General features: G+C 64.6%; 17 protein-coding genes, 2 tRNA genes and 1 pseudogene. 10 read left to right on the top strand and 10 right to left on the bottom strand.

Features of this window, described 5'->3' with window-relative positions:
- The coding region (locus E3O28_RS05985) for a M23 family metallopeptidase (protein WP_134415414.1) at positions 1 to 833 on the top strand (833 nt) is incomplete at its 5' end.
- Between the two features lie 27 nt (positions 834 to 860).
- Here the strand turns inward: E3O28_RS05985 and E3O28_RS05980 are convergent.
- On the bottom strand, positions 861 to 1,760 hold the full coding sequence (locus tag E3O28_RS05980) for a GTP pyrophosphokinase family protein (RefSeq protein WP_338145459.1): 900 nt from the start codon (positions 1,758 to 1,760) through the stop codon (positions 861 to 863).
- 245 nt (positions 1,761 to 2,005) lie between these two features.
- Positions 2,006 to 3,673: a glycoside hydrolase family 13 protein gene (locus E3O28_RS05975; RefSeq protein ID WP_104100718.1), complete on the bottom strand. Its 1,668-nt coding sequence runs from the start codon at positions 3,671 to 3,673 to the stop codon at positions 2,006 to 2,008.
- A 185-nt stretch (positions 3,674 to 3,858) separates the two neighbouring features.
- Here E3O28_RS05975 and E3O28_RS05970 point away from each other — a divergent pair, with 185 nt between their 5' ends.
- From E3O28_RS05970 to E3O28_RS05945, 6 genes are all read left to right on the top strand, one after another.
- Positions 3,859 to 5,085: a maltose ABC transporter substrate-binding protein gene (locus E3O28_RS05970; protein WP_241973031.1), complete on the top strand. Its 1,227-nt coding sequence runs from the start codon at positions 3,859 to 3,861 to the stop codon at positions 5,083 to 5,085.
- A 96-nt stretch (positions 5,086 to 5,181) separates the two neighbouring features.
- Positions 5,182 to 6,819: an ABC transporter permease subunit gene (locus tag E3O28_RS05965; protein WP_134415413.1), complete on the top strand. Its 1,638-nt coding sequence runs from the start codon at positions 5,182 to 5,184 to the stop codon at positions 6,817 to 6,819.
- A gap of 1 nt (position 6,820) precedes the next feature.
- The gene (locus E3O28_RS05960) at positions 6,821 to 7,729 is read left to right on the top strand and encodes a sugar ABC transporter permease (RefSeq protein ID WP_104100721.1); all 909 of its coding nucleotides are present in this window, start codon (positions 6,821 to 6,823) and stop codon (positions 7,727 to 7,729) included.
- A 7-nt stretch (positions 7,730 to 7,736) separates the two neighbouring features.
- Positions 7,737 to 9,602, top strand: coding sequence for a glycoside hydrolase family 13 protein (locus E3O28_RS05955; RefSeq protein WP_134415412.1), 1,866 nt, complete (start codon positions 7,737 to 7,739; stop codon positions 9,600 to 9,602).
- A 54-nt stretch (positions 9,603 to 9,656) separates the two neighbouring features.
- Positions 9,657 to 9,728: transfer RNA gene (locus tag E3O28_RS05950), tRNA-Thr, on the top strand.
- A gap of 33 nt (positions 9,729 to 9,761) precedes the next feature.
- Positions 9,762 to 9,835 (top strand) — tRNA-Met (locus E3O28_RS05945).
- Positions 9,836 to 10,630: 795 nt separating this feature from the next.
- Here the strand turns inward: E3O28_RS05945 and E3O28_RS05940 are convergent.
- A complete protein-coding gene (locus tag E3O28_RS05940; RefSeq protein ID WP_134401012.1) occupies positions 10,631 to 10,867 on the bottom strand; it encodes a hypothetical protein in 237 nt (78 codons plus the stop codon).
- Between the two features lie 543 nt (positions 10,868 to 11,410).
- On the opposite strand from E3O28_RS05940, the gene E3O28_RS05935 reads away from it, so the two are divergent.
- From E3O28_RS05935 to E3O28_RS16665, 3 genes are all read left to right on the top strand, one after another.
- Complete coding sequence (locus E3O28_RS05935) at positions 11,411 to 12,364, top strand: MurR/RpiR family transcriptional regulator (RefSeq protein WP_134372036.1); 954 nt, start codon at positions 11,411 to 11,413, stop codon at positions 12,362 to 12,364.
- Positions 12,361 to 13,296 (top strand): N-acetylmuramic acid 6-phosphate etherase, encoded by a 936-nt coding sequence (gene murQ / locus E3O28_RS05930; RefSeq protein ID WP_198411544.1) that lies wholly within the window; start codon positions 12,361 to 12,363, stop codon positions 13,294 to 13,296. The genes E3O28_RS05935 and murQ overlap by 4 nt, the downstream gene beginning before the upstream one ends.
- A 120-nt stretch (positions 13,297 to 13,416) precedes the next feature.
- Positions 13,417 to 13,548 carry a PTS glucose transporter subunit IIA gene (locus E3O28_RS16665; protein WP_166785847.1) on the top strand — a complete coding sequence of 44 codons (132 nt, stop codon included), beginning with the start codon at positions 13,417 to 13,419 and terminating at the stop codon, positions 13,546 to 13,548.
- Positions 13,549 to 13,919: 371 nt separating this feature from the next.
- Here the strand turns inward: E3O28_RS16665 and E3O28_RS17205 are convergent, their stop codons facing one another.
- The 7 genes and pseudogenes from E3O28_RS17205 to E3O28_RS17305 all read right to left on the bottom strand — a co-directional run.
- Positions 13,920 to 14,045, bottom strand: coding sequence for a hypothetical protein (locus E3O28_RS17205; protein ID WP_277874689.1), 126 nt, complete (start codon positions 14,043 to 14,045; stop codon positions 13,920 to 13,922).
- On the bottom strand, positions 14,042 to 14,281 hold the full coding sequence (locus tag E3O28_RS16660) for a hypothetical protein (protein WP_198411542.1): 240 nt from the start codon (positions 14,279 to 14,281) through the stop codon (positions 14,042 to 14,044). Before E3O28_RS16660 ends, E3O28_RS17205 begins: the two co-directional genes overlap by 4 nt.
- A 9-nt stretch (positions 14,282 to 14,290) precedes the next feature.
- Positions 14,291 to 14,509 (bottom strand): hypothetical protein, encoded by a 219-nt coding sequence (locus E3O28_RS16655; RefSeq protein WP_198411541.1) that lies wholly within the window; start codon positions 14,507 to 14,509, stop codon positions 14,291 to 14,293.
- A gap of 195 nt (positions 14,510 to 14,704) precedes the next feature.
- Positions 14,705 to 15,034, bottom strand: coding sequence for a hypothetical protein (locus E3O28_RS05915; RefSeq protein ID WP_134415411.1), 330 nt, complete (start codon positions 15,032 to 15,034; stop codon positions 14,705 to 14,707).
- Positions 15,031 to 15,555, bottom strand: coding sequence for a hypothetical protein (locus E3O28_RS05910; RefSeq protein WP_241973030.1), 525 nt, complete (start codon positions 15,553 to 15,555; stop codon positions 15,031 to 15,033). Before E3O28_RS05910 ends, E3O28_RS05915 begins: the two co-directional genes overlap by 4 nt.
- 112 nt (positions 15,556 to 15,667) lie before the next feature.
- Entirely contained in the window at positions 15,668 to 15,763 is a 96-nt protein-coding gene (locus E3O28_RS17310; protein WP_338145460.1) for a hypothetical protein, read from the bottom strand.
- A gap of 98 nt (positions 15,764 to 15,861) precedes the next feature.
- Positions 15,862 to 16,089, bottom strand: a pseudogene (locus tag E3O28_RS17305) (RNA polymerase sigma factor); the annotation flags it as partial.
- Positions 16,090 to 16,286 lie beyond the last annotated feature (197 nt).

Raw genomic sequence — 16,286 nt, 5'->3', positions numbered from 1 at the left:
CCGCCTCCCGCCCCCGCCGCGCATCGGCCCGGGAGCGCCTGGCGCCCGCCGTTCACCCGGCCGCCGCCACCGCGCCGGCACCCCAGCCCCGCACCACCGCGACGGCCCCCGCCAATCGGGTGCGCAAGTTCGCCACGACGGGCGTCACGATGGTCGCCATGGCCTTCGTCGCCCTGATGGCCGTGGCCACCTCCCTGCCGGCCGAGGCGCTGCTGTCCTCTGCCGATGTGCAGGCCGCCGCCTACAACGCGAAGCTGAGCGCCCAGGGCGAACCCGCCCAGACGCTCTCCATGACCGGCGGAGCGGACACCATCTCGGTCGAGCGTGACGGCTACGAGTCGAAGACCATCGCCGAGGTCGCAGCGGCCAGCGGCATCCGGATGGAAGCGACCTTCACGAACAACCCGAACGGCACCGTGCAATGGCCCTTCTCGGTGGGCGTGCACATCGGTGACGAGTTCGGCTTCCGCGACTGTGCGGGCTGCTCCTCCAACCACGGCGGTCAGGACTTCAACCCGGGCCTGGGCGCGCCGATCCAGTCGATCGCCGACGGCGTCGTGCGCTACGCCCAAGACGGCGAAGGCAGCCTCGGCGTGCACATGATCATCGACCACATGATCGACGGCGAGCTCGTCTCCAGTGTCTACGCGCACATGATCCACGGCTCGATGCTCTTCAAGACCGGCGACGTCATCACGGTCGGCCAGGTCATCGGCCAGGTCGGCGACACCGGAATGTCCACCGGCCCGCACCTGCACTTCGAGATCCGCGTCGGCGGCAAGGACGGCACCAAGGTCAACCCGCTCGTCTGGCTGTACGCCAACACGAACTAGTTCGACCCCGACACGGGCCAGCTGGGACTAGCCGGCCGCCTCGGCCTTGGTCTCGTCCTCAGGCTCGGTCACTGGCGCGGACTCGGGCGGGGACTCGGCGGTCCGGGCGCGGCCGATGGCCGCGAGGAGGCCCTCTGGCAGCGCCAGCTGCGACAGCCCGGCGATCTCGAGCAGGTGGGTCTCTCCGCTGCCGTCGGGCTCCATGGCCAGGACCTGGTCGTGCAGGCCCTCCATCTTCAGGTCGAGGCGATTGGCGGCATCCGCCGCCTGCTTGAGGTCGCCCACCAGATCCACCGGAACCGCCCCGTGGTACTTGTAATAGATCTTGTGCTCGAGACTCGCCCAGAAGTCCATCGCGACCGTTCGGATCTGGATCTCGACCGTGACCTCGTCGACCCGGTCGGATAGGAAGACGGGGATGTCGACGATCAGGTGCAGGCTCTTGTAACCGTTCGGCTTCGGGGCGGCGATGTAGTCCTTGACCTCGAGCACCGTGACGTCGAGTTGGCTGGTGAGCATGTCGAGAATGCGGTACGTGTCCGAGATGAAGCTGCAGGTGATGCGGATGCCGGCGATGTCTTGGATCTGGGCGCGAATGTCGTCGAGGACGAGCGGGCAGCCCTTGCGGACGGCCTTCTTCAGGATCCCGTCGGGCGTCTTTAGCCGAGAGTTGACGTGCTCGATCGGGCTGTAGTCGTGGATGGAGGCGAACTCCTCCTTCAAGATGTTGATCTTCGTCATCATCTCGTCGGTCGCGAACTTGTATGCCAGCATGAACCGGGTCAGTTCTGTCGTGAGCTCGCGAAGTTCGGCGAGATCCCCGCGCGTCGGGGCCGCCTGGTCGGCTTTGGTGTCGGTGTCGGTGTCGGTGCCGGGTCCCGGTTCGGTTCCGTGTTCGGTTCCGCTGTCGATCCCCGTGCCGGTCACTGCTACTCCTTCTATGCGCTCCCCGTTCAGGCGACGCCCTTCGATTGTCCCATGGCGGCGCTGCGGGGTCACTGATCGCGTCGCCGGAGCACGCGGCATCCGTCGCCTTCGAGCGCCGTTCTGCCCCGTGCCCCGAACGAATTCGACGGAGATTTTGCTCTAGAACTGGGTTTTGAGCTCTAAACCGGCCGTTTCGGGCAGAATCTCCGTCGAATTCGTTTGGGCAAACGCCCCTGGGGTGGGGGCTAGGCGCGCAGCCAGACGGTGGTGTCGCCGGGGAGCGTGTTGCCGGGCAGCGGGCCGCTGGCGAGGAGGAGTTCGCCGGCAGGCAGAGGCACGGATGCCGCGCCCGTGTTCGCGACGACCGTCACCGCGCCGTTGCGCAGCGCCACGATCTCGTCAGCGTGGCCGTCCAGCCACTCCACCGAGCCCAGCCCGAGGGCGTGCTCCCGGCGCAGGCCCAGGGCCAGCGTGTACAACTCGAGGGTGGAGCCGGCGACGCCGACCTGCGCGTCGCGGGCGAGGCCCGCCCACTCGTCCGGCTGCGGCAGCCAGCTCTCGGCCGAGGGGCCGAAGCCGTAGGAGGGAGCGGCGGCTTCCCAGGGGAGCGGCACGCGGCATCCGTCACGGCCGTAGCGCTCTCCGTTGGTGCGAAACCAGGTGGGGTCTTCGCGTGCGGAGTCGGGCAGGTGGATGACCTCGGGTAGACCCAGTTCCTCGCCCTGGTAGAGGTAGCTGGAGCCGGGCAGTGCGAGCATGAGCGCCGAGGCGGCCCGGGCCCGGTGCAGGCCGATCACGCTGTCGGGCAGGTCGGGCGTCGTCGGCCCGATACCGTGGCCCTGCAGGTTCTCGTGGTTGAGCGCGAGCCGGGAGGCGTGGCGCACGACGTCGTGGTTGGAGAGCACCCAGGTGCTCGGGGCACCAACTGCGCCGAACGCAGCGAGGGAATCGTCGATGACGCGGCGGAGGGCCGGGCCGGCCCAAGCCGTCTCGAGGTAGGCGAAGTTGAAGGCCTGGTGCATCTCGTCGGGGCGCACCCACTCGGCGACGTGGCTGAGCGGATCGACCCAGGCCTCGGCCGCGAGGATGCGGTCGCCCGGGTACTCGTCGAGGATGAGGCGCCAGTCGCGGTAGATCTCGTGTACACCGTTCTGGGCCCAGTAGGGCGCGGTTTCGGGCCACTCGGTGATGATGCCTGACCCCTCCGTCGAGGCACCGCCCATGCTGCCGCCCGCGACCGGAGGCGTGTAGTCGGGAAGACCGGTCGCTTTGATCATGCCGTGCGCGACGTCCACCCGAAAACCGTCCGCCCCGCGGTCGAGCCAGAACCGGAGCACATCGCGGAATTGCGCCTTCACCCATTCGTTGTCCCAGTCGAAGTCGGGTTGTGTGGTGTCGAAGAGGTGCAGGTACCACTGGCCGGGAGTGCCGTCCGGGTTCGTGACGCGGGTCCAGGCATTGCCGCCGAAGACGGAATCCCAGTTGTTCGGGGGAAGGTCGCCGTGTTCGCCCTGGCCATCACGGAAGATGTAATGCGCGCGCTCCTCACTGCCCTCGGCGGCGGCGAGGGCAGCTTTGAACCACGGATGCTCACTTGAGGAGTGGTTTGGCACAAGGTCAACGATCACGCGGATGCCCAGCTCGTGTGCCGTGTGCTGCAGGGTGTCGAAGTCATCGAGCGTGCCGAAGAGAGGGTCGACATCGCAATAATCGGCCACGTCGTAACCAGCGTCGTTCTGCGGTGACGTGTAGAACGGCGAGAGCCAGATGGCGTCTATCCCGAGAGCCCGGAGAGCAGGGAGACGATTGGTGATGCCGATTAGATCGCCCATCCCGTCACCGTTGGCGTCCGCAAAGGACCGAGGATAGATCTGATAGATAACTGCGGTTCGCCACCACTCTGAGCCTGTCATGAAAAGAAACCCTACGGCATTCTCGTGACTATGGAAGCGCTTGCAGGCCTGCGGGCTAAGCGCATCACCTGCTCAAGATTCAGATCCGGCTATTTCAGTTGTCAATGGTTCCGATACTTGCTATAAATGTAAACGCTTGCATAAATTTTCAATGTCCTGAGAAAGGCACACCAATGATGGTGAACATGAAAGGTCTCGTCGCTGCCGGCGCAGTAGTGGTCGCAGCGTCCCTCGCATTGTCCGGATGCTCCGGCGGGGCCTCTCCGCAGGGTGGCGAGGGCGATAAAGCCGCCGCCAACACCTTGACGGTTTGGGTCGATGCTGACCGCGGCACGGTCCTCAAAGACGCGGCGGCGGCATTCACGAAGGAATCCGGCGTCAAGGTAAAACTCATCCAGAAGGACTTCCCCAAGATCCAGGAAGAGTTCATCGCCCAGGTTCCGACCGGCAAGGGCCCCGACATCACGATCGGCGCCCACGACTGGATCGGGAACCTCGTCTCGAACGGCGTGCTCAAGCCCGTCGAACTCGGCGATACGACCGCTGACTTCCAGCCGGTCGCCGTCACCGCGATGACCTTCGAGGGCAAGACCTACGGTGTCCCCTACTCGATCGAGAACATCGCCCTCCTCCGCAACACGGCCCTGGCGCCGACCGCGCCGGCGACGTACGCGGACATGGTCGCCGCCGGCACCGCCGCCGGCACTGAGTTCCCGTTCCTCGTGCCCGTTGGACCGGAATCGGACCCGTATCACCTGTACCCGTTCCAGACCTCGTTCGGCGCCCCCGTGTTCGGCACCAACTCCGACGGCAGCTACAACGCCGAAGACCTCTCGATCGGCAACGCCGGTGGAGAGGCCTACGCGGCCTGGCTCGCATCCGAAGGCGCCGCAGGGCACCTCAGCGTGAACATCACCAACGACATCGCCAAAGAGAAGTTCAACGCCGGCGCATCGCCGTTCTTCCTCTCCGGTCCGTGGAATGTCCCGGATGCCCAGAAGGCCGGCATCGACGTCGCGATCGACCCGATCCCGACCGCCAGCAGCAACCCTGCCCAGCCGTTTGTCGGCGTGCAGGGCTTCTTCGTGAGTGCGAAGACCAAGAACGCTCTCGCTGCCAATGAGTTCCTGGTGAACTACATCGGCTCCGAAGAGGTGCAGACCGCGCTCTACGAGGTCGGCGGGCGCCCGCCCGCGCTGACCAGCGCCTTCGAGGCAGCTGCCGCCGACCCGATCACCGCCGGTTTCGGTACGGTCGGAGCAACCGCCGTTCCGATGCCGAACATCCCGCAAATGGGCAAGGTCTGGCAGTTCTGGGGCGTCACCGAGGCCGCGATCATCGCGGGCGAGGGTGACCCGGCAGCGCTGTGGCAGAAGATGACCGGCGAAATCCAGGGCGCCATCGCGAAGTAACACCGTGTGCCCGGCTTCATCAGGGGGCCGGGCACAGCGTGCTCCCTCACCGCACATCAGGCAAGGTTGCCGGCAGGCGCCAGAGAACGGACGAAGATGCCCACCCCACGAACAGGTCGCGATCGCACCGCGCGCGACAACTCGCTGGTCACCCAGTGGAGGCAATCCAAGCGGGCGGGACGAATTGCCGAGGCGGCGTCCGTCGGGATCAAGATTCTCCTGGTGAAAATTCTGCTCCTCGGTATCGTCGACGCAATCAGCGTCTACGCTCTCTTCGTGCTCTTCCTGAAACAGGACTGGGTCATCTTCGGACTCGTTCTGGCAGTCACCCTGATCGTCAACTGGATCTACTTCAGCAAAAACGCTCTGCCGGCCAAGTACCTCACCCCCGGCCTGATCTTCCTCGTGATCTTCCAGATCTTTGTTGTGGGCTATTCCGGCTACATCGCGTTCACGAACTACGGCACCGGGCACAACAGCACCAGGGCGGACGCGGTCGCATCACTCATCGCCTCCGCGCAGCAACGAGTGCCGGACTCGGTCGCGTATGACATCACCGTGATCGAGCAACTGGGTGCCTACAGCCTCCTCGTCACCGACCCTGACGGCCGGATCAGCGTCGGCGGCACCGACGCGCCCCTGCGTGAAGTCACCGATGCCGAGACGGATGCCGACGGCGTCGCCACCGCACTTCCCGGCTACACCTCGCTCAAGTTCAGCGACATCGCTGCCAATCAAGAGGACATCGCGGCCCTCTCGGTGCCGCTCACCGACGACCCGAACGAGGGGGTGCTCCGCACCCCGGACGGCTCAAAGGCCTATCTCTACCTGTCCGATCTGGTCTACGACGAGGCCGCGAGAACGATGACGAACACCACGACGAACGTCGTCTACGCCGAGGACGGCACGGTCGGAGCGTTCGCCGCGGAGGACGGTACCGAACTGCGCCCCGGCTGGAAAGTTGAGGTCGGATTCGATAACTTTGCCCGTGCGTTCGGCACGGAATCCATTCGGGGGCCGCTGATCAACGTGACCCTGTGGACCTTTGCCTTCGCTTTCCTTTCTGTCGCCACCACGTTCGCGCTCGGGCTCTTTCTGGCGCTGGTCTTCAATGACCTGCGGATGCGCGGACGCAACGTCTACCGCGTCGTCTTGATTCTTCCCTACGCGTTCCCGGCATTCCTGTCCGCGCTGGTCTGGGCTGGGCTGCTCAACCCGCAGTTCGGCTTCGTCAACCAGGTGCTGTTCGGCGGGGCGGAAATACCCTGGCTCACAAACGAGTGGCTGGCCAAATTCAGCATCATCTTCGTGAACCTGTGGCTCGGCTTTCCCTACATGTTCCTGGTCTGCACGGGTGCTCTTCAGTCGATTCCCGGCGAGTTGCAGGAGGCAGCAACGGTCGACGGGGCGCGGCCCTGGCAGGTGTTCCGGCTGATCAAGCTTCCGCTGCTGCTCGTGTCGGTGGCCCCGCTGCTCATCTCGTCGTTCGCGTTCAACTTCAACAACTTCAACCTCATCTACATGCTCACCAATGGCGGGCCGAGAGACGTTACCGCGGGAGTGAATGTCGGTGCGACCGACATCCTCATCTCGATGGTCTACAAGGTCGCCTTCGTCGGTGCGAACCGCGACTACGGATTGGCGAGTGCGTTCTCCATCATCATTTTCCTGCTGGTCGCGATCGTGTCGATCATCAGCTTTAGGCAGACCAAGGCACTAGAGGAGCTGAACTGACATGCAGGTCAACAATCGGGAGACTAGCGACCGCATCGTCGTGAGAAATTCGTCATTCCAGTTCAAGCGCTGGTTCAAAGCAACGGGATGGCGCCACCTGATCGGCGTGTTCATGGCCGTGTTCTCGGCGTTCCCCCTTGTCTACGTGCTCTCGGCAGCGCTGCAACCCGGTGGCACCCTGATCACCGCAAATGGGCTATTCAGCGAGGTGAGCCTCGGCAGCTTTGTGACGCTCTTCAACCTGCCCCAACAGCCATACGCCGCCTGGTACGGCAATACCCTGATCATCGGAGTGATCACCTCGATCGGCACGGTTTTTTTGGGGGCCCTTGCGGCATATTCCTTCTCCCGGATGCGTTTTTTCGGTCGCCGGGGGGGACTGCTCACGCTCGTACTGTTGCAGATGTTTCCCCAACTGTTGGCTGTCGTCGCGATATTCCTCCTGCTCAACGGCATCTCTGATATCTTCCCGGCGATCGGACTGGACTCGCAGGTCGGCCTGATCATGGTCTACCTCGGCGGGGCTCTTGGGGTGAACACCTACCTGATGTACGGATTTTTCAACACGATTCCCGCTTCGATCGACGAGGCCGCCAAGTTGGACGGTGCTGGTCACGCTCGCATCTTCTTCACGATCATCCTGCGACTGGTCGCACCCATTTTGGCGGTCGTCGGCCTCCTCTCTTTCATCGGCACGACGAACGAGTTCGTCATCGCGAGCATCGTGCTGATCAGCCCCGAGAATCAGACCCTCGCGGTGGGCCTCTACCAGTTCGTGTCTCAGAAATTCTCCACCAACTACTCGGTCTTCGCGGCCGGCGCCGTGCTCGCGGCCTTGCCCGTGATGGCCCTGTTCCTCTGGCTGCAGAAGTACATCGTCGGTGGCCTGACCGCCGGATCGGTGAAGTAGGGCGCGCATGCTCCCGCACCACGACGGGTCGGCCCTGTACGTCTCGGACCAGGCGCCGCGGCCGGGCGACACGGTCGGCGTGCGGGTGCGGGTGCCGGAGGCGTGGGGCGCCGTCGCATCCGTGCACGTGCGTTCGACGCCCGACCGGGAACCGCGCTTCCACGACGCCCGCCTACTCGGCGCGGCGGAGGGCTGGCGGTGGTGGGAGGCCGAGGTCGAGATCCTGAACCCGGTCAACGGCTACCGGTTCCTGATCAACCGGGCCGACGGCGGGCACTGGTGGCTGAACGCCGCCGGGGTGCATTCCTTCGAGACCGTCGACGCGGAGGACTTCAAGCTGCTCAGCCATCCGGCACCGCCGGACTGGGTCGCGTCGACCGTGATGTACCAGATCTTCCCGGATCGTTTCGGGCGTTCCACGGCCGCCGCGCTGCGCGAGAAGCCGACCTGGGCCGTGCCCGCGGCGTGGGGTGACCCGGTAGCGGCGGAGCAACCGGCCCGTTCGCACCAGTTCTACGGTGGGGACCTCGACGGCATCGTCCTGCACCTGGACCACCTCGAACGGCTCGGCGTCACCCTGCTCTACCTGACACCCGTGTTCCCGGCCGGCTCGAGCCACCGCTACGACGCGCGGAGCTTCGACGTGGTCGACCCGGCACTGGGCGGCGACGCTGCCCTCGTGCGGCTGGTCGAGGCTGCCCACGAGCGGGGCTTCAAGGTGATCGGCGACCTCACCTCGAACCACTCCGGCAACCGGCACGAGTGGTTCCGGGCGGCGCACCGTGCCCCGGATGCCGTCGAGAGCGCCTTCTACTACTGGCTCGACGACCGGCACGAGGACTACGCGTCCTGGCTCGGCGTACCCAGCCTGCCGAAGTTCAACTGGACCTCGATCGAGCTGCGCCGCCGGTTCATCGAGGGCCCGCAGTCGGTGGTGGCGAAGTGGCTGCGGGCCCCCTACCACCTCGACGGCTGGCGCATCGATGTGGCGAACATGACCGGCCGCCTGCAGGGGGAGGACCTGAACGCCCTGGTGCGGCAGACCATCCGCCGCACCATGATCGCGGAGAACCCCGACACCATCCTGCTCGGCGAATCGACCAATGATGCCTCGGACGACTTCCAGGGCGACGGCTGGCACGGCGCGATGACCTATACGACCTTCACCCGACCGGTGTGGAGCTGGCTCTCGAAGCCGCACAGCCCATCGACATTCTTCGGGCTGCCCTACGGCACCATCCCGCTGACCGACGGGCGGGCGTTCGTGGACGCCCACCTCCGGTTCACGGCCGGCTACCCCTGGCGCACTCGCCTGGCTACAATGAACGCCCTCGACACGCACGACACTCCAAGGTTCCGCACCCATGCGATCGACGGGGGAGTGGCCGTCGCCTTCGGGCTGAGCGCGACCCTGCCGGGCATGCCGGTGGTCTTCGCCGGCGACGAATTCGGCCTGGCCGGCGACGACGGCGAGGGCGCGCGCACGCCCATGCCGTGGGATACGGCGGGTGACTCCGAGGTGGCGGCCACAATCGACCTGTACGCGGCGCTGATCCGCTTGCGCACCGCCCACCCGGCCCTGAACGGCGGCGGGATGCGCTGGGTGCACGTGGGCGCGGATGTGCTCGTCTACGTGCGCGAGTGTGCGGAGGAGTCGGTGCTGTTGGTCGCGGCCCGCGCCGCGTGCGCGGTGACACTGCCGCTCGGGTCCGTGGCAGGGGAGCCGACCCGGCTCCTGGGCGACGCCGCCGTCAGCGTGGCGGGCGGGCGCATCCGTCTGGAAACGGACGGGCCGAGCTTCACCGCGTGGGCGCTGCCGGGGGTTTCGGTGCCCGATTCCACCCCACGGTCATCGAGCCGGCCGACTTGGTGATAATATTTACCGGTTGCCGAAATTTGGCTTGGTTTTCGTTCACACGGATGCTTCGCCCCCTTAGCTCATTGGTAGAGCACTTCCTTGGTAAGGAAGAGGTAGTGGGTCCGATTCCCACAGGGGGCTCTGGCTTGGAAGCTCTTGCAGCCGACAGGTCGTGGCGGGGTAGCTCAGTTGGTTAGAGCACACGGCTCATAATCGTGGTGTCGCGGGTTCAATTCCCGCTCCCGCTACACATAAAGGCCCTTTGACCAGAAATTCTGTCGGTCACTGGGCCTTTCTTTTTGATCCGATGCCACCCAGCTCTGCTCTAGACTACGGTCTAGGTCTGAGTTTCGGGCAATGCTTCGTTGCGCGTCCATTCGGTCCCGCGTCTCGCAACATTTCGGTGAGGGACGGCCAGGAAGTTGCCTATCGACCACTGAAACGCATGTGAGCGGGATTTCCTTACGGATGGGCCAAATGCGACTCCTGCCAGAGTAGGCCGCGCAGTCCGGTTCCGAGGGGGAGGTTCCGTCGGAGTTTCCCCTAGGACGCTCCCGCCGGGGTGCCGGCACCCCAACATATTGACCCCTGAAATCTACATCGCCAGGGGCCAGTGAGAGGGCGGTCGAGAGCAGGGTGTAGGGGAGCGCCGACGGGTGCCTCTTCGTAGATTTCGACCTGAGCGACGCCCTCGCACAGCGTGATTTTACCCATCGTGCACGAAGTCGTTCCGTGCGGGATGGGCTCCACGCCGCCGATGTCCCAGAGCACGATTTGGAATCGCCCGTTATCCGGGTAGTCGCGCCCAAGATTCAGGAAGGCATCGTCGTTCGAGTTGCCGCTACCGGCTAGCGGTCCGCACACATGCATGAGTCATGCCGGCATAGTTGCCAGCCTCGTTCCTCGCGAAACCGCTCCCGGGCTGGTTCTCCACGGTGGAGGCGTCGACCAGTGACCCGGCAGTGCCGTCCGAGCAAAGGCCGTCCTCGCTCAGAAGAGCGATGGCCTCTCGTCTGACGTACTGCGTCCAGGAGTCGCAGGTCTCAGGGCACGAAGCTGGCGCCCTTCGCGAACCGGGCGACCGCGCGGTCGGCGGTGGTGCGGTAGGCGACGAGGTCGTGGAAGCTCGGCTCGAGCATGGTGAAGTCGCCGCTTTCTTCGCGGCGGAAGTGCGGCTGTCCGATTCGCACGTAGAAGCGGGTGTCGCCGCTCTCGGTGACGGATTGCTGTGGCTCCGAGGCGATGAAACCTGACAGGGAGTGTTGGGTGAGAAGTGCCATGGGACTTGACCTCCTGTGATCGGGCGGATCCTCGTGATTTGCGCTCACTACGAGCGCCGCACACACCTGTTGCGCGATTGGACCCTGCAAGGCGTTCCTGCGCCGTATCCGCATAAATCGTTTGACAAAGCAAAGAGAAATCAAGTCACTCCGCTTGGCTGACCGGGTGATCCGCGGGCTTGTCGTGAGTCGGCGCGCGCATCAGCGGTCCGCTGTCTGCTCGGTTCGCGGGTAGCCCCTGAGCACTGGGGCGTGCGTTCCACCTCCACCGCCTTGCGACGAAAAACTGGAGGGCTGCGCGGAGCATGATCGCGACGCGGCGGATCGAGCGCTGCGATGAGCGCATTCTTGGCGCGTGCTTCTCTCATCGCGCGCTGGGACTGGCTTTCAGAGGCTGCTGAGGCGATACGCGGATCTGCTTTGCCGCCAATCCGTCATGAGAGAAACCATAGAAACTCTTGACATTATCGGTTCAAAAAAGTGTAACTTTGTTACAGGCTCGGGATGGCCCCGAGACTGCAACCCGAGGGGAGGAGGGCGCCCATGACACCCAAGAAGGACTACAGGCATGCTCCTGATCGTGGCGTCTCGACCGATGCTCGGCGTGAGCTCATCGGACCAACCACTCCGGCTCCGTCAGATGTGGTCGCGAGGCTCCGGGCGATGTTGCCTGGCCTGACCCCGGCGGAGGGCCGGATCGGGCGGGTCCTGCTGTCTGACACCACGGCGGCGTCGGCTCTGACAGTCAACGAGCTCGCCGAATGCGCGTCGACGAGCACCGCGAGCGTGGTCCGCACCGCGCGGCGTCTCGGTTTTGACGGATACCCGCAGCTCCGGCTCGCGCTGGCTGCGCAGGGTGGTGCGAACCACGACGGTGGTGTCCCGGTGGGCGCCGACATCGCCGACGGCGACCGGATCGGCGTGGTGTTGACCAAGCTGGCCGCGTTCGAGTCTGAACAGCTCCGCGCCACCGCCGAACTCGTCGATCCCGTCGCCCTGGAGAAAGTGATCAATTTGATCCGGGCCGCTCGCCGGATCGACGTGTATGGCATCGGCGCGTCTGGCCTGGTCGCGGAGGATCTAACTGCGAAATTGAACCGGGTCGGACTGGTCGCCCGGGCGTACACCGAACACGACGCGGCGATGGTCAGCGCTTCGCTGCTCGGCCCCGTTGACCTGGCCATCGGCGTTTCCCACTCGGGAGAGAACCCCGGCACCGTCGCGCCACTGCAATCGGCCCGGTCTACCGGCGCCGGCACGGTGGCCATCACTGGCGCCGCCCGCTCCCGATTGGCGGCCCACGGCGAACACGTCTTGGTCACCGCGGGTCGAGAGTTTGGCTTCCGTTCCGCAGCGATGGCCAGCCGCACTGGGCAGCTCCTGCTCGTCGACGCCATCTTTGTCGGCGTCGCACAAACGCTACCCGGTGCCCGAGCCGCGCTGGAACGCACCTACGCCGCCGTCACCTCTCATCCGGGACGAAACAAACAACCATGAATAGCTTCATCAACACCAGGAACAGGGACAACACTATGGCACTCGCCACATTGGGCACCGAGACCGCAAATGACCACACCACTGACTTGGACACGATGTCCGTCGCGGACCTGCTCACCGTGATGAACCAAGAGGACCGCACAGTCCCGGTTGCGGTGGCGGCGGCACTACCGGCGATCGAGAACGCAGTAAATGCGATTGTGGGCGCCCGCCGCCGCGGCGGACGGCTGATCTACCTAGGTGCCGGCACCAGCGGCCGACTCGGGGTGCTGGACGCCGTCGAATGCCCACCGACGTTCGGTACCGACCCCGGGGAAGTCCTCGGGCTTATCGCCGGCGGGGAGCGTGCGTTCCTCCAGGCCGTCGAAGGTGCCGAAGATGATCCCGACCTCGCGGTGAACGACCTGCGGGCAGTCGGACTCACCGTCGCTGACGTGGTCGTCGGCATCGCCGCCAGCGGCCGAACCCCATATGTCATCGGCGGTCTGGACCATGCCCGAAGCGTTGGGGCGGCCACCGTCTCCGTCGCCTGCAATCTCGGCGCGGAGATCAGCAGACACGCCGATGTCGCCATCGAGGTCGACACCGGACCCGAGGTCCTGACCGGCTCTACCCGGCTGAAGGCAGGCTCGGCGCAAAAGCTGGTGTGCAACATGCTCTCCACCGCCAGCATGATCCGCACCGGAAAAGTCTTCCACAACCTGATGGTCGACGTCCAACCCACGAACGCCAAATTGGTCGACCGGGCCCGCCGCATCGTCAGCGACGCCACCGGGGCGGATCCGGATACCGCCGCCGCTGCAATCGATCAGGCCGGCGGACATGCCAAGACCGCCGTGGTCATGCTGCTCACCGACACTGATTTCCCCACGGCCACCGCTCGCCTCGAACAGGCTCACGGCGACGTCCGCACCGCCATCACGTCACCCTGAGCGAACCGTCACCCACTGCCGCGGGTCGCATCGTATGGCACGGGCGTGCATCGCTGACGACCATAACAACTCTCGATTCGTCTGTAGTTCCCCGCACGTCACACTCCAGGAGACACCGCCATGCCCGAAAACCTCCTCAGCCCCCTGCGCGGCACCGTGGTTTCGCTCAGCGATGTTCCCGACCCCGTGTTCGCCCAGGAAATCGTCGGCGGGGGAGTGGCATTCAACCCTCCCCGGAAATCGGCCCCGTGACGGCTCGTGCGCCGGTGAGTGGCACCCTCGTCCGGGTCCAGCCGCACGCTTTCGTCATCCAGTCCACGTCGGGGACCGGGATCCTGGTCCACCTTGGCATTGACACGGTTCACTTGAATGGCGAGGGCTTCGAGGTGTTGGCCACCGAAGGGTCCTCCGTTCGCGGGCGGTGTGGCGTTGGACCTGCTTCTGCTTATAGCGCTGTGGCCGCAGTGGGGCAGGGACCCACCAGTGCGATGGATGGAGCGAGGATAGGCCATCTTTCCAATGGCTGAGGATGTGCTCGGCCACCCGGGTGACCAGTTCAGAATTAAGCGCCGCCAATTCCAAACCGGACACCCATCGAGTAATACGCACGCGGGGCCGGTCTGCTAGCGTCCGATGTTCGTGCGGCGGGTGCTGCCGGTGCCGGCGGAATTCATGCTGTTCTGCGTCTTGTTCTTCGCCTGCTCGGCCTGTTCTTTCACGCTGGGAGCGTTCTTGGCCTGTTCTTTCATCTTCGGGGCTCCTTCCTCGGCTTGACGAGGTAGGACTCCCAGCGGGCCTGTGGGGGCTTGATCGGGCCGCCGAGGGCGCCCTGGATGAGGGTCTTCACGCCCGCGGCAACGGCCGCGGCGATGACGATGATGATTGCCACGATGATCTTCGGCAGGAAAGCGATGATCCCGGCGAGCAGATCACTGACCGGGTTGGGTCCGAATACTCCGAATGCGAACTGTAAAACGAACAACACCAGCGTGTACTACAGAATCTTTGCGATGATGTCCGACGCGTCCATGGACGAGCTGGCCGAGGCCTTTTTCACACCGCCGCGCTCCACAACGCGGTCAAAGTCCACCTTTCCGGGCAGCTTCGCCAGCACCTTGGAGATCAGCTTCGCCACGATCAAGCCGACGATCACAATGACCAGGAACAACAGAAGCTTCGGGACAAAGTCCGAGAGTAGCCAGCCCAACTGCAAGGGCGCTGGTGAATTCGTTTTGCATGTCAACCTCCAGGGTTGGGTCGCGCCGATTGGTCGGCAGGGTCACTTCGTGTGTTGCGCCTGTCCTAAGTGAAGGGGCGCGTTACGATGCGAACCGAGCGCAAGAGTGCCACACCTCAAAGACGCAGCTACCGGCCGTTTCGTCACGCTCGGCGGAAAATGGCCGTACTTCTAGCCGATGCTGGCAACCGTCACAGAGATGGTGTTGATGGGAGCAAGCGCCAAAATGGCGGGATTCGCGGCGATCGTGTCATGCACACGTCGGCACACCTCGGTGGATGACGCTGCGTCGGCGACGCCGATTCTCGCAGTCACGCTCAGGCTGGCCTTTCCCGTCGTCACGGTAACTAGTTTCGGTGCCTTTTCCCGCTGCGTAAGGGCATCGACAACAGACCCGACAATCGTGACGACGATCGGCGTGGTCGGGTACAAGGCTGTCACCTCCGGGACAGACCTTACGATAACTTCGAGATTCCCTGCGAGCTCGGCGGCATCCGTCATGGTGTTGCTTCTTCTTCGCCGTGCTCTGGCTTAGTGAGGTGGATGTCGCGAATGATCACCTCGATGCCCGCGATGGCGAGCTCGGTGTGGTTGCGTAGCGCGCCGACGAGCGTGTCTCGCAACTTGTCGGCAAGGGCGGGAATGTTCTCGCCCTTGCAGACCCTGGCATCGACCGTGACCGTGATCGGAGCTCCCAGCACAGTGAGCTCCCCGTCGAGCCGGCATCGACCCACGATAAGGTTGTCGACGATATCGCCTGCCGCGCGAACGAGTCCGCGGACAGCTCCCTCGGTGACGAAAAGTTGCGCGTTCGGCGACGGGTGCGAGATGGGGATGTCGTGCCCGGACCGGACGTCGAGCACGATCCTGTCCAGGATGGCGGTGACCCAGTTGTCGTCTCGGGCCGGTTGCTCTTCTGCCTCATCCCGGGGCAGCGTGCTCATTGCGCCGCGCAGGCGCTCAAGGGAGGCCATCGCCATCTGGCACGCAGCCGATGTGTCGATCGACGGGTCGGTGGGCATCTTGCCTCGGTCGAGGTAGTCGCTGAGTTCGTCAATGGTGTGGCCATCAAGGAGGTCAGGTTCGTCATTTGACTCGTACCAGGCCGGGGGTGAGGCGGGCGTTTCCGAGTCGTCACCGCCAGGCCTCCATCTCGCGAATCAAAGTTTCGCGGGCGCTAGCAAGCAGCCCGCGAACGGTAGAAAGGGGCAAGTCGAGTTCCTCAGCGATCTCGGAATAACGGTAGTCCCCAAACTCTCTAGGTCCCAGCGTTGTCGTTGATCCTCCGGAAGGGCGGACAAGACTTGGGAGAGTGCCTCGTTACACGAACGCGCCTCCACTATCTGCGTCGGTGAATGGTCCTCCGATGCGGGCACGCCGACGTCGTCGAGGTTGGAGTTCTGCCGCCGTGCGCGGATTCGATCAATGCTCTTGTGGCTGGCGATGCGCATCAGCCAACTTCTTACCAGCGCAGAATCTTTCAAGGTCGATAGCTTCGCCCATGCCGTGATGAACGTGTCCTGTACGACATCGTCTGCATCGTGGCTGCAGCCCAGGTTGCGGGTCGCGTGGGCGCGTACCTACGGGCCGTGCCGTCGCACAATCACTTCGAATGCTCGAACGTCTCCGTCAACAGCGCGGTCCACCAAGGTGCGGTCGTCGGCGTGGGCCAGCAGTGCCCTGCTCTTGCTATCTGAAATGTTTGCCCCTCGATTCGCTGGGAACTGTAGCACCGGGTGTGACGAACGCGTCG

The sequence above is a fragment of the Cryobacterium sp. TMT2-14 genome (assembly GCF_004402465.1).
In the GTDB taxonomy this organism is placed as follows: Bacteria; Actinomycetota; Actinomycetes; order Actinomycetales; family Microbacteriaceae; genus Cryobacterium; species Cryobacterium sandaracinum.
This window is presented reverse-complemented; position numbering and strand designations above follow the sequence as displayed.

What these genes read in the sequence shown, in the direction of transcription:
- E3O28_RS17205 (WP_277874689.1), bottom strand. Translation starts at nt 14,045, where the DNA reads ATGAAAGAACAGGCCAAGAACGCTCCCAGCGTGAAAGAACAGGCCGAG.
- E3O28_RS05975 (WP_104100718.1), bottom strand. Translation starts at nt 3,673, where the DNA reads ATGACAGGCTCAGAGTGGTGGCGAACCGCAGTTATCTATCAGATCTAT.
- E3O28_RS05955 (WP_134415412.1), top strand. Translation starts at nt 7,737, where the DNA reads ATGCTCCCGCACCACGACGGGTCGGCCCTGTACGTCTCGGACCAGGCG.
- E3O28_RS05915 (WP_134415411.1), bottom strand. Translation starts at nt 15,034, where the DNA reads ATGACGGATGCCGCCGAGCTCGCAGGGAATCTCGAAGTTATCGTAAGG.
- E3O28_RS05960 (WP_104100721.1), top strand. Translation starts at nt 6,821, where the DNA reads ATGCAGGTCAACAATCGGGAGACTAGCGACCGCATCGTCGTGAGAAAT.
- E3O28_RS05940 (WP_134401012.1), bottom strand. Translation starts at nt 10,867, where the DNA reads ATGGCACTTCTCACCCAACACTCCCTGTCAGGTTTCATCGCCTCGGAG.
- murQ (WP_198411544.1), top strand. Translation starts at nt 12,361, where the DNA reads ATGAATAGCTTCATCAACACCAGGAACAGGGACAACACTATGGCACTC.
- E3O28_RS05970 (WP_241973031.1), top strand. Translation starts at nt 3,859, where the DNA reads ATGAAAGGTCTCGTCGCTGCCGGCGCAGTAGTGGTCGCAGCGTCCCTC.
- E3O28_RS16665 (WP_166785847.1), top strand. Translation starts at nt 13,417, where the DNA reads ATGCCCGAAAACCTCCTCAGCCCCCTGCGCGGCACCGTGGTTTCGCTC.
- E3O28_RS05935 (WP_134372036.1), top strand. Translation starts at nt 11,411, where the DNA reads ATGACACCCAAGAAGGACTACAGGCATGCTCCTGATCGTGGCGTCTCG.
- E3O28_RS05965 (WP_134415413.1), top strand. Translation starts at nt 5,182, where the DNA reads ATGCCCACCCCACGAACAGGTCGCGATCGCACCGCGCGCGACAACTCG.
- E3O28_RS05910 (WP_241973030.1), bottom strand. Translation starts at nt 15,555, where the DNA reads ATGCCCACCGACCCGTCGATCGACACATCGGCTGCGTGCCAGATGGCG.